Origin of the sequence: Bdellovibrio bacteriovorus (genome assembly GCF_048286975.1) — a bacterium.
In the GTDB taxonomy this organism is placed as follows: Bacteria; Bdellovibrionota; Bdellovibrionia; order Bdellovibrionales; family Bdellovibrionaceae; genus Bdellovibrio; species Bdellovibrio bacteriovorus_H.
Genome location: NZ_JBLVRT010000003.1, coordinates 86,286 through 98,867 on the forward strand (window position 1 = coordinate 86,286; position 12,582 = coordinate 98,867).

The 12,582-nt window shown below is 51.0% G+C and carries 9 protein-coding genes; 2 read left to right on the forward strand and 7 right to left on the reverse strand.

What is annotated here, in order from left to right:
• Window positions 1-38: 38 nt before the first annotated feature.
• Complete coding sequence (locus ACNQKP_RS11200; RefSeq protein WP_417864813.1) at window positions 39-1,868, forward strand: LTA synthase family protein; 1,830 nt, start codon at window positions 39-41, stop codon at window positions 1,866-1,868.
• Here ACNQKP_RS11200 and ACNQKP_RS11205 read toward each other — a convergent pair.
• The 6 genes from ACNQKP_RS11205 to ACNQKP_RS11230 all read right to left on the reverse strand — a co-directional run bounded on the left by ACNQKP_RS11205 (window position 1,837) and on the right by ACNQKP_RS11230 (window position 10,543).
• Window positions 1,837-2,880, reverse strand: a complete 1,044-nt coding sequence (locus ACNQKP_RS11205) for a hypothetical protein (protein WP_417864814.1) — start codon at window positions 2,878-2,880, stop codon at window positions 1,837-1,839. The genes ACNQKP_RS11200 and ACNQKP_RS11205 overlap by 32 nt on opposite strands.
• A gap of 9 nt (window positions 2,881-2,889) precedes the next feature.
• Window positions 2,890-4,302, reverse strand: a complete 1,413-nt coding sequence (locus tag ACNQKP_RS11210) for an MBOAT family O-acyltransferase (RefSeq protein ID WP_417864815.1) — start codon at window positions 4,300-4,302, stop codon at window positions 2,890-2,892.
• Window positions 4,303-4,407: 105 nt separating this feature from the next.
• Window positions 4,408-8,400 (reverse strand): DEAD/DEAH box helicase, encoded by a 3,993-nt coding sequence (locus ACNQKP_RS11215; protein WP_417864816.1) that lies wholly within the window; start codon window positions 8,398-8,400, stop codon window positions 4,408-4,410.
• Window positions 8,401-8,402: 2 nt separating this feature from the next.
• Entirely contained in the window at window positions 8,403-9,428 is a 1,026-nt protein-coding gene (locus tag ACNQKP_RS11220; protein ID WP_417864817.1) for a CDP-glucose 4,6-dehydratase, read from the reverse strand.
• Window positions 9,429-9,431: 3 nt separating this feature from the next.
• Window positions 9,432-9,746 carry a hypothetical protein gene (locus tag ACNQKP_RS11225; protein WP_011164139.1) on the reverse strand — a complete coding sequence of 105 codons (315 nt, stop codon included), beginning with the start codon at window positions 9,744-9,746 and terminating at the stop codon, window positions 9,432-9,434.
• A 56-nt stretch (window positions 9,747-9,802) separates the two neighbouring features.
• The gene (locus tag ACNQKP_RS11230; protein WP_374028251.1) at window positions 9,803-10,543 is read right to left on the reverse strand and encodes a hypothetical protein; all 741 of its coding nucleotides are present in this window, start codon (window positions 10,541-10,543) and stop codon (window positions 9,803-9,805) included.
• A 151-nt stretch (window positions 10,544-10,694) separates the two neighbouring features.
• Here ACNQKP_RS11230 and ACNQKP_RS11235 point away from each other — a divergent pair, with 151 nt between their 5' ends.
• Entirely contained in the window at window positions 10,695-11,645 is a 951-nt protein-coding gene (locus ACNQKP_RS11235) for a hypothetical protein (protein WP_417864818.1), read from the forward strand.
• Between the two features lie 167 nt (window positions 11,646-11,812).
• Here ACNQKP_RS11235 and pstB read toward each other — a convergent pair whose 3' ends face one another.
• Window positions 11,813-12,580 carry a phosphate ABC transporter ATP-binding protein PstB gene (pstB, locus tag ACNQKP_RS11240; protein ID WP_011164136.1) on the reverse strand — a complete coding sequence of 256 codons (768 nt, stop codon included), beginning with the start codon at window positions 12,578-12,580 and terminating at the stop codon, window positions 11,813-11,815.
• Between the last annotated feature and the right edge of the window lie 2 nt (window positions 12,581-12,582).

Sequence of the window (12,582 nt, forward strand, 5' to 3'; positions counted from 1 at the left end):
GGATGTACAGCCCAAGGCCCTCGTAGTATGAAAAAAACATGAGATTCCTGTTTTCATCCCTGGGCTTCCTTCTTCGCATCACCGTCATTGGCGCGGTCTTTCGTGCCATCGTAGCCATTTACCTGCAAATCTGGGATTTGATGGATTTTAACACCGTCAAAGACACCTTCCCGGCCTTTCTGCACGGCTGGCACTTCGATCTGGCGATTGGTTCGGTTGTTTACCTTTTGCTGTACTGGATGATCCTGCTCTTTAAGCTTTCGCCGAAAGCCGCCAAACGCTGGAACTTCCTGTTTCTGTGGTTCTACATCGTGATGATTGTCACCGACTCTCTATATGCCAAAGAGACCGGTCGTCATCTGTCTTACGAAATTTACTCGCTCTTCACAATCGAAGGCTCGATGCTGAGTCTTTTTGGACGCTACTGGATCGCCGTGCTCGTCTCCTTGGTGGCGGCGGCCAGCTTGAACCTTTGGGTGTCCCCCAACTATAAAACCACCTCCGGTCCAATAGGCCGCACCTTTGCCATGCTGATGGCGGCGATCTTGGCGGTCATGGGCTTCCGAGGTTTTGAAGGCATCCCCCAAGACCCGTCCTGGGCTTATCGCGCTGGCGGTGGACCTCAAGGAGCCTTCTTGGCCCTGAACGGAGCCTATGGAATCTTCTGGGCCGCGGTGGGTGAAAAGAAATCCAGCAAAGAAAACATCGCCCTCCCCAAAGACATCAACACCGAGAAAGTTTTTGCCGCCTGGAAGGCCCAGCGTGGCATCCATACACCCATTGGCGGCTTTGACGGCAACATCGTGATCGTCTTCCTGGAAAGCTGGTGGGGGTCCGAGGTCGACCGTATTCAAGACGGCGTTGAGATCCTGCCGTTCTTCAATAAACTTCGCCGCGAGTCCCTGCACACAGATCTGTTCCTGGCCGGCGGTCATCGCACCACCGAGGGGATTTTTTCAAGCATGTGCAGTCTTCCCAACCCACTGGGAAAAAGCATCATGTACTCGGAAATTGAAAACAAAGACTTTGTCTGCCTTCCCCGTTTGCTCAGCGAAAAAGGCTATAGCTCGGCCTTCTTCCAAGGATCTGATCAATACACCAGCGGCACGGGATTGTTGGTGCTAAAGACCGGCTTCCAAAGCTCGTATGGAAAACGCGACATTCCTGATTACGAAAAATTGGAACAAAACGCCTGGGGTGTTTACGACACGGATTTGTATAAATTTGCCCTGGACAAGATGAACGGCCTGCGTGAGCCGTTCTTGGTTGGAATCAATACCAACACCACTCACGACAACTTGTTCCCGGCCAGAGCCGATCGCCAGAAGTATAAAACCATCCGCCAGTGGGCTGATACGGAACTTAAAGACTTCCATAAGCTGCTAGCCAGTCGCAAGTGGGAAAAAGACTGGCTGCTGGTCTTGGTTGCTGATCACACCACTTATGGTGGATCCAGCATCTTCGATCACTATGCGATTCCGTTCCTGATGAAACACTACACCAAAGACGGCAAAGAAAGCCGCGTGCTTCCAAACAAACTTTTACCGGGAGCTTTCTCTCAGTCCGACATCGCGGCCACCTTGGCCGATATCACAGGCGTAAAGGCTCCAACGTTCCTGGGAAGATCCTTGGCGCGCCCGGAAGCCTTCAGCCCCGGCGCCAGCATCTTCCATCTGGGCCAGTCGGCTTGGTTTGATGGTGATTGGGCCGTGGTCTTTAACATCCGCAACCCGGGTGAAGAAAGATGCTTTAAGTGGAAAGAGGACATGAGTTTCACCAAAGAATCCCCATGTCCTGCCAATGGCAAGAAAATGCACGAAGAAGGCTTAAGCTATATCAAAGAGTCGCAGGAGCTTTTGTTCCGCTAAGCCCAGGCTTCAGCATTAACATCATCGCCTTGCACGTCGCGTGAGATCCATCATCCCAGAAAGAAGGCCCGGCATCATCCCCGGGCACCCCATCCCAGTACGACTGCACGTGAACCTTGTCGGACTCCAGGCCCTTGATCATATCCAGCCATTCTTGGTGAGACTTCACCGCTTCCGGATGATCTTTCGCGTGCCTGCGAACAAATTCAGGATGGAACGGCGGAACCAGAATCAGGACTTCCACGCCCTGCTCGGCCGTGGCTTTGATCTGCTTTTTAAATAGCTCTACAAATTTAGGATTCAATGGTGCCTTCATCGGGCCACCGAAAGTGGAATAGCTGACATCGATTTCTTTGGCCAAAACATCCGGAGTGGTTTTTCCGGCATAATCAGCCGCCGCGCACTTTTTATAGTCAATAGCGCTACCACTGCCTTTAGGGGCGAACATGCCGTCGGCTTTTTTCTGGTTCAACTGATGAATGGCCGCTTCCAACGTGTTGTGGCTGATCAGGCTTTGCAGGTGCTCAAGATAGTACTTCATCCCATCAAGACCTTCGACGTCTGACAGAAGCTTTTCACGCAGCACCGGCGTCTGACGAACCTTTACGTCCGTCACTTCACCGGCAAGTTCGAAGTAATCCGCAATCCAGATGACTTTCTTCAAAGGCAGTTTTTGATCCAAAGCATTTCTTAACAGGGACACTTTCAAAAGCAAACCGGCGCCGCCCTTGGAAAGATTGATCGTCTTAAGACCCGTGACTTCTTCCACCCACAAAGCGGAAGTCGTTTCACCACGGGAAGATCCCAAAATCACAACTTGGGCTTCAGGATTGGCCCCGACAATCTGGGCTGCCTGATAATAGACGTTCTGACTTTGTCTGTTGGTATCAATAACATCGCAGCGATAGTAGCACATCGGATCCACAGCAAAGTTAAAACCCGCCACCAGCGCCATTAGTCCGATGATGAAAGCCGCAAGGAAAAGAATCATTTTCAAAGTATTACTTTTCATACGCCCCACCTAGAATTGGAAGTAAAGGAACGGAGATTCCTCACCCATGTACATCAGACACACCACGAACATGAATGCCATCAAAGCCGCTCGCCATAGCGTGGGCTTAAACTCACGCTCCCAGGTGTTCTTGGCCAGGAAGGCCACCAAGATCCCGACACCCAAAGCTGCAAAGAAACGGTCCTTGTGTTTCAGCGGAATCAACGTGATGTCCCAGTTGATGTCACCATTTAGCATAAACACCTTCTGCAACCAGAACAGCGCCTGTTCTACAGAATGCGCACGGAAGAACACCCAGCCCACACAGACCAGGAAGAAGGTGAAAGTCCACTTCACGTATTTGTTGCCAACACCCTTCCAGCCACGGTCCTTAAACAGTCTTTCAATCGCCAGAATCCCACCGTGGAAGCAACCCCAGACCAGATATGTCCAGTTCGCCCCGTGCCACAAGCCCCCGATGGCCATGGTCAGGAAAAGATTCCGATAGGTTTTCAAAACCCCGGCGCGATTTCCCCCCAGGGAGATATACAGGTAATCCTTCAACCACGAAGACAGCGTGATATGCCAGCGCTGCCAGAACTCAGTGATCGACAACGACTTGTACGGAGAATTAAAGTTCTGCGGGAACTGAATGTTCATCATCAGTCCCAACCCCACGGCCATGTCAGAATAGCCGCTGAAATCGAAATACAACTGCATGGTGTAGCCAATCATGGCAATCCAAGCCTCTGCCGTGGAAGCCCCGGCCATATTCATCACCAACGGATCCACCACCGCCGCGATACGATCGGCGATCATCATCTTTTTGGCCAGACCGAAAACGAAGAAATAACACCCCTTCCAGAAGTTCTCTGGATTGAAGAAGTAGGTTTTGGAGTCTTCCAGCTGGGGAACGATATAGTTGTGACGAACCAGTGGGCCCGAGATCTGGTGCGGGAACAAAGTCACATAGCCCGCAAACTCCAATAAGTGCGCATGCGCATTGGATGTCCTGCGGTAAACGTCAATCACGTAAGACAGGGACTGGAACGTGTAAAAGGAAATACCAATGGGCAGTACGAGATTCAAAATCGGCAGCGGCGGCGCAAGCCCCGTCACCTGCAGGGCTCCATTCAAAGAGTCCGCAAAGAAGTTGTAGTATTTAAAGAATCCAAGAATCCCAAGATTGGCGATCACCGAAATCAGCAGGAAGGTCTTTCGGCGCGCCTGTGAGGTCGTCATCGATATGGCTTTGGCTAAATAAAAATCCAGAACCACCGTGAACAACAGCAGGAACACATACACTGTGCTCCAGTAACAATAGAAAAACACACTTGAAAGGAACAAGAACCATAGTTGCAGGTTCTTTTTCGTGATCCAGTAATAGCCCAGCAACGTGAACGGCAGGAACAGGAATAAAAAGGCGTAGGAGTTAAAAAGCATGGGCACACAGTACCCAATAAATGGCTCAGAAAAAAGGTTCTGGCACCGTTTTGGGCCACAGTGCGTCTAACGCAACATGGGCCGGAAAAAGAACCAGGAACCTTTTTATTTCAATCCTAGCAGGAAGTCGAAGTCCTCTTTGGTCAGAGCCCCACCGGCGCCGGTCAGGTCCGTGCTGGCTTCGGTTTCCGAGAACAGGCTTTGGAACTTGCGGTTTTTGCGCTCTTTTAGAAGCTCCATCTTTTCTTCCAGGGATTCGTGCATGATATAGCGGAAGACCTGAACGGCCTTACGCTGCCCCAAACGGTGCGCACGGTCTGTGGCCTGATTTTCGACCGAAGGATTCCACCATGGTTCCAGATGGAACACATAGCTGGCCTTGGTCAAATTCAAACCCACCCCGCCCGTTTTCAGGGTCATCACTAGAACGGCTCCGCCTTTGGTTTCGTTGAAGTCCTTTAAGATCTTCTGACGTTGTTTGGTCGGAATCGCCCCGTGCAGAACAAAGACCGGAATACCGACAGCCTTCAAAAGCTTTTCGGTGCGCTCCAAGGTCTGCAGGAACTGGGTAAAGACCAGCGCACTTTCGCCGGACTCGATGATCTCTTGCAAAGAGTCCATCAAAGCCTCCAGTTTCGGCGGCGTCTTTTCATACTTCACTTCCGGCAAAGCCCCAGGATCGGAGCACGCCTGACGAAGTCGCAACAAAGCCGTCAACATCTGCAGCTGGGACTGAGACTCCCCGGCTTCGCGGATGGTGTCTTGAATGCGCTGATTATACGCAATCGCAATATCGCGGTAGATCTGCTTTTGCTTGTCTTCAAAGGCGATGCTGACCTTGGTTTCCTGTTTCTCAGGAAGCTGATCCAGGATCTCTTTTTTAGTTCGTCGCATAATCAACGGTCTGGTTTTAAGCTTCAGATCCTCGACGTCTTCCAGCAACACCACTTCGGTGTTCACAAAGTGGCGGCGGAAATCATCGTACTTGCCAAGACAACCCGGCACCACCAGATCCAACAACGAATAGAACTCACCAAAGTGATTTTCCATCGGCGTACCCGTCAGGCACATTTTAAACCGGGCATTTAACATACGCGCCGAACTGGTTCTTTTCGCGGTGATATTTTTCAGATTCTGAGCTTCATCAAAGATCAGGACATTCCAGTTGTACTGGCTTAAGAATTCGTCATTTTCCATCAAAAGACCGTAAGTGGTCACAACCACCAACGGCTCTTTGGCTTCAAGACGTTTGCCAAGGCGGTCATGGTCCTTGCTGGTAAAGATCTCAAATGGCAGCTCCGGAGTGAACTTCGCGACTTCGCTTTCCCAGTTGTAGACCAAGCTGGATGGCACGACGACCAGCACCTGCCCCAGCTGTTCGCGCGTGCGAAGCAGATCCAGGAACGACAGCGCCTGCAGGGTCTTACCCAGACCCATGTCATCCGCCAGCAGTGCGCCCATGCGCAGAGTGAATAGATCCAGCAACCACTGCACGCCTTCGTGCTGATAAGTCTTTAGCTCCGCTTTCACAGAACCTGGAAGCTTCACCAAATCCGTGCGTGTACCCAAACCATCATAGAAAGCACAGATTCGCTTCCATTCATCATCCCCGCGGAAGGCATAACCCGACGCCCGCAAGGCAAGTAATTCAAGCGCCTGGTGCTTGGGCAGTTGATAGTATTTATCCGTCCAGGCTTTTTTGGATGAGTCTTTTTTACCCGCCTGAAGCTTTTGCCAGAAACCTTCCAAACGGCGCAGCGAAGGGATTTCTTTGCGCGGCACAAGGAAGAACTTTCCGTCGTATTCAACCACACCCCCGCTTCCCATACTTTTTAACTGCGTGGCATCGATTTCTTTTCCTTGCAGGAAGAAACGAGGATTCAGCTCAAACCAGTTCAGCATGCCTTCATCCAGCTTGCTGACAATCTGGAAGTCGACAACGAATTCATTCTGACCAAGTTCTTGCAGCAGCTGACCGCGCACGTACAGGCGAATGCCATGATCCACCAAAGGTTGCAGCAATCCCAAGGACTGAGTCGGCGTGACGTCTTCTTTACCCCAGGAAGGCATAAAGAAATGTCCTTGTTCCAACATCGGGTCTTCTTCGAGCTTTCCATCCCAGGTCTTTGTCAAAAAACCTGTACGCGCACGCTTAAAGGCACTGCCTTGAGTGGAAAGAGCCATGTATTTCAGAATTTCATAAAGAACACGGAACTCCCGTTCAACGGAGCCCGAGAACAGGTATTCACCCTTGGAGCTGTAAATGGCTTCACGCTCACCCACTGATTTCAGGACCTTGGCGACATAGTCGGCAAAGATCCCCAGCACGCCTTTGGAGCAAAGCTCGTCCAAATCCAGTGTTTTAGTCAGGCTGGTGCCGTCCCCAGTGACAAGCAGGCTGTGAACACGACTGCGCAAGGCCGGGAAGATATTCGCCGGATCACAAGTCGTTCCATCAGTCAGCTGACCTTCAAAGTGATAAGTCAGGGCTTCCAAAGTCAGATACTGCAAGACGCCCAGGTGTTTTAGGATCTTCAAATCCCACTCGCGCTTTTTGAAACTGCTGGAGGCCAGAGTTTTGACTTCGGTTTGCAGCAAAAAGCCCAGGCCCTCTTGCAAAGTGCGCATGATCAGCACCACCGGAGTGCTGAAACCCATTTTGCTGACGGTTTCTTTTTCATTCAACGTAAACACTTTTTCCGGAACAAAGCCCGCGTCATCCTGATGGTGCAGATTCAAAACACTGGCAATCGCACCCATATCATGGCTGCCACCCTGAACACGCACCGGAAGCGAACGTCCGCGCAGGAATTTCATAAAGGCCGCTGTTTCGCCTTTACCTTCCACATGCAGATGCGAGAACGCTCGGGGGCGGTCCGTCTTCAACTGGCGGGAATAAAACTGATCTAAAGCTTCGCTTTCTTTCTTCCACGCAAAAGCGACAACCGCACCAGTGGCAAAATCCACCGCGAAATTATCAAAGAAGATGTATTTCTGCTGATCTTTTTGCGCCGTCAGCAGCGCCGAGGTTTTGACTTCGTCAGAACCGCTGAACTCAACCTTCCATTCAAAGGCGTCTTCAGCTTCCACGCTGATGTTGCCGACCTGGAAGGCTTTTCCCAGATCCTTTTGATCCTGCAGATAGAATTTCAGATCCCCTTTGTTCACCCGGCGGGTGATACGGGAAAGAAGCTCTTGCATGACCGCTTCAATATCCAGCAGGTCACGGCTGAAAAAACGATGCGGATCACTTGGCAATAGCGGCCAGTAGACTTCAAAGGTCTCTTTGCGCGCCGGGCCCGGCAAAAGATCCCGTGGCACCACGGAACGATAAGCATGGCGAAGAATATCCCGGCTGCTGATTTGCACACCGTCATTGAAGTTATACCTTAAAAGCCCCGCCAACTGGTCTTGATGGCGCACATCGGCCCAGTAAACGGTTTCTTTTTGCAAAGACCCGCGGAAGGCTTGAGGAAGCCCCCACACCGCCCCGGTGCTGGCATCATCCCCTTCAGGAACGCGATTCAGCTCATAGACCTTATTCCACTCGGGCAGATATTCTTCCAGGGCGCGGTCTTCATCCAAAGACAGAGTTTCAGAGACCAAACTGATGGATTCAAGTTTTAAGCTGTCCGGCAGACCATTGCCATCGCCTTCACCGCGGCGGGCTTTTTTGGTTTCAGTCAGATCCCAGAAGTCTTCACAGAAGTTACTGACCTGGAAGCTGTGATTGCGCAGGAATCCACGATCCACCGACAGCGCCCACCAAATCAGGATCAACGACGCCCACTCATGAACGCAGATGTCTTCTTTGTCCTTGCGGCTTTCTGCGCACTGGGCACAGTGGAAGGTCAGCTCTCCGCCCTCACCGTCTTCCTCAACCTGCACATAGGATTTACGCAAAGAGGATTCTTCCGCGTAAACAAACTGGATTTCCAGTCCGCCGTCTTCCTTTTTTTGGATGCTGTGGCTGTCCAGGGACATTTTTTTAAGAATGCGAAATGCGTTTTCAGCAACAGGCATTTGCTCCAGGGTCGCAAGATCCTTGGGGCTGACTAAATGAGAAATTTTTTGAAGACTTAATCCGGAAAAGGCCATCCCTACAAGGTAGCAGAAGTCCTTGAAGAATAAAATTCTTTATACCACTGAAGTGTTTCTTTCAGAGCATCTGTGAGGTTTCTTTGAACTTTCCAGTTCAGATCGCTCTGAGCGAGCTTTGAATCCAAATTTGCATGAACAGACAAAGAGGACTTCGACCCCTCGCCCAAATTCACCCGTGCATTTTCTCCCCAATAACGAGCCAAAGCTTGCGCAACTTCGCCGACTGTGTTAGTCTCTTTCGCCGCAAAATTATAGGTCGGCGCCAGCTTCGGCCCGCGCTCGAACAAAGCTTCGGCAAGACTCAAAAGACCCGCCACCTGATCCAGCACATGAATCCACGGGCGCACCGATTGAGGGTTCTTCAATTCAAAACTATTTCCCGCCACAAAGGCCTGCACGGCCTGCGGAATAAATGCGTGTTCGGTAAAATCCCCGCCTCCGATGGCAGAACCCATGCGAGCCGTGGCAATGGCGATTTTATGCTTGTTGTATTTTTCAGGAGCAAAGAAACTTTGGCGATAAGATAGTGCGATCATCTCGGCACACAGCTTGGCCGTGGGCAAAATCGCTGACGGCGCCACCGCATCTGTTTCAGACAGCACTTCGCCGGATGTTTTTCGTGCATAGACCTTGTCAGAACTAACAACCACCAACGAACGAACCGAAGCCGTTTCCCTCATCAGCTCCATCAAAGTCGCCGTTCCCAACGCCGCTTTGGCAAAGGTTTCCAGCGGTCTTTTGCCAAGATCTGAAATCAGGCCGCTTTCGCCCAGATGCAGAACCACATCAGCTTCGGCAAATTGCAAAGCCTCGCGCAATGCGGACTCATCCCGTATGTCCCCGTAGGTCATCGAGATTTTCTGTCCCAGGTTTTTCAGATCAAAAAGATTCGGAGATGTGCTGGCCGGTTCACCAAAGCCAAACACCTGAGACCCGGAATCAAGCAGAGTTTGCACCAGCCACGTCCCCACAAAGCCCGTGGGGCACGTAACGAAAACTCTTTTGCCGTTCCAGAAATTAGTCACGGCTTAAGCGCCGCCCAGAAGATTTTGTTCTACCCCATGACCGCGATGATCCGGGTGCACCCAGTGCGCCAGAACCTTGCCTTCATAGTTCCAGTAAAAGCCCACAGGATCTGTTTCAAAGATCGCCACACGCAGTTGGCCGTTCTTTTCTGTCGCTTTCATTTTTAAAAGAGTCTGCGCCAGGGATTCAGGGCTGATTTTCCCGCTGGATGCTGAGGGCGTGCAATGAGCCTCATACAGGCGGGCCAACAAAGAAAGCTCAACAAGGTTGAACATGCTTTCACGAATAAAGTACTTATCAGTCTGAAGTGATGTCATCCTACTAGCCTAACCACTCCGTTCGGGTGAAGCAATCGCAAAGCAGGAACGGTCATTTAATGACCTAGCCCAAAGGCGATAACCCCGCGGGGCTGCGCTTTGGATTCCATAAACCGGGCCAGAATCTCGGCCATCATCAGGCTCATGTGACCGGCCTCAAGCTCTGGCACGTCAGCCACATAGAAGCGATTTTTTGATTGAACGATATAGGGTACGATTTCGCGGGTGATGGAGTTTCGCGACTCCGCCAACATGGAAAACTTGCTCATGTCCGAAGGCAGAAGCTCGACCTGTTCAGTCAGGGTCTTACTGGTTTTTTTAAAGAAGCCGCCCTCATACAAAACCTCATCAAAGAAGCCGGTGAACTCCTGCCGAGCCATTCTTAAAAAACGCAGACCCATCTCGTTTTCCAGGCGTGGGCCCATCTGCCACACATTGTATCCAAACCAAGCCACGCTCCCCTTGGCGCTCATAAAGTCTTCAACAAACACCCGGGGAACGCGATGGTCAAAATGAGTTCCAATATAAATATTCTTATCACAGCGATGCACTTCTCCGCTTTGATAGTTCGCAATCCCCGAAGCGTGAACAGAATACCCTACATACGGGGCCAATAATCCACGCAACTGATCGGCAAAGGCTTTCCCAGAGGCCAATTGGTCCCGGGATTCCGCATCGAAATAAATTTGAACGCAGTTGGCCTTCTCCGGCGTCGACAATCCGCGAAAAGCGGCGATGCCAAGACTGCCGATTGCCACCAACCCCAAGAGAACCAACAAGCCTCTTTGACGTCTCATTCTTCACCTACTTGAAAGGGATAACCAAGGCTAACGAGGTCTTTTTGAAAACTCGAGTTAAGTTGATGTAAAGATCGTCAGAACTAAATACTTCGAACCCCTGACAGAATAGCTGTTGTCCGCGAGCAAAGAGGCTTCTATGCTGTGGGATATGACAAAGTTATTGATTACAGTAATGGCGGTTTTYGGCATTTCCACCTCTGCAATGGCCTTTGAATTGGCTCAAGGACTGACTCCGCCGGGCCGTCAGCGCACGACATTGAACTATGTGGGCTTTTTCTATGACAAGGCCGAGTTCCCACAAGAGCGCGCCAACATGCGCTATCAACTGATGGACCTTAGCTCCCCGGTTTACAAAACTGAAACACAGTCCGTGGGCTTGAGTTTTTCCGGAAGCCAGATGAGCGTGGATCCTGCTCAGAATGGGTATTCCGAGCTTTACGACATCAAATTCGGCGCAAGCTACACAAAAGTGCTTGGTGAAAAACGTATGTGGTCTGTGATGGTCAATTACGGTTCTGCCAGCGACAAACCCTTCTATGACCCGACGGTTTCCACTTTGGGGATCACCGCCTTTTACTCTTACCCGAGCGATGAAAAAAGCAGCTGGCTGCTTCTGGCGAACTATTCCAACAACCGCCCGATTCTGAACAACATTCCCCTGCCGGGCTTTGCCTGGTTCTATTACCCGTCCCGCGAGCTGAATCTGGTGCTGGGTGCCCCGTTTGCTTCCATCAACTGGCAGTTTGCCGACAAGTTCGGACTGACCTTTTTCACTCTGGTTCCATGGGTGATCAAAAGCACGGTCTATTATAAACTGAACGATTTCGCCCAAGTGTATGCGGGAATGGATTTCAGCCAGGTGACCTATCTGCCATACGGTCGCGAAAACCGCGAAGATCGTTTATTTTACGATGAAAAGAAGTTCCTGATGGGCATCAAGTCGCCATTGTCAAAATCAGTCTTTGCCGACTTCGAAGTGGGCCACGCCTTTGACCGCCGCTTCTTCATCGCCGAAAACTACGAAATCAACCCAGGCAACCAAGTCGACATCGGCAACGCCTACTACGCCAAACTAGCCCTCAAAGTCGCCTTCCAATAAACAACGCAGCGCTTATGCAAAAGTAAGCAGGTACCTTTTAAGAAAACCGTTCAAAAAGGTCGCAGCGCAAGGCGGAGGGTTTTTCGCGTAGCGGAGGCGTGCTCCTAGCACGTCGGAGTGAAGCGAAAGGCCCGACAACGCAGTCGATGGGGCCTTTTTCAACGGTTTTACCCGAAGCGGCCGGTGATGTAGTTTTCTGTGCGCTGATCTTTTGGGTTCGTGAAGATCTGGTCGCTGGCGCCGAATTCGATCAGGTCGCCCAGATACATGAAGGCGGTGAAATCAGACACACGGGCTGCTTGGTGCAAGCTGTGGGTCACGATCGCGATGGTGACGTCCTTACGAAGCTCCTGAATCAGCTCTTCGATGTGACGAGTGGAGATCGGATCCAGTGCAGATGTAGGTTCATCGAGCAGCAGGATTTCAGGTTCGGTCGCAAGGGCGCGTGCGATGCACAGACGCTGCTGTTGACCTCCGGAAAGCGCTGTCGCTGAGGAATGCAAACGGTCTTTGACTTCATTCCACAGACTGGCCTGCTGCAGGGACTTTTCGACCTGTTCTTCGATGAAGCTTTTCTTTTTGACTCCACGAACAGTCAGACCGTAAGCGACGTTGTCATAGATGCTTTTCGGGAATGGATTTGGCTTTTGGAAAACCATTCCGATACGCATGCGCACTTCCATCGGGTCAATGTCTTTACCCAGGATGTTACTTTGATTTGGATAAAGCAGAATCTCGCCCTGGTATTGGGCATTGGCATACAGATCGTGCATGCGGTTGAAACAACGAAGCAGCGTGGTCTTACCGCAACCGGAAGGACCAATCAAAGCCGTCACGCGGTTTTCATAGATCGGCAAAGTGATGCCGTTCAGAACCTTTTTATCACCGTAAGAGAAAACCAGATTTTTAACTTCAGCGCGCAAATTCAACTGCATAA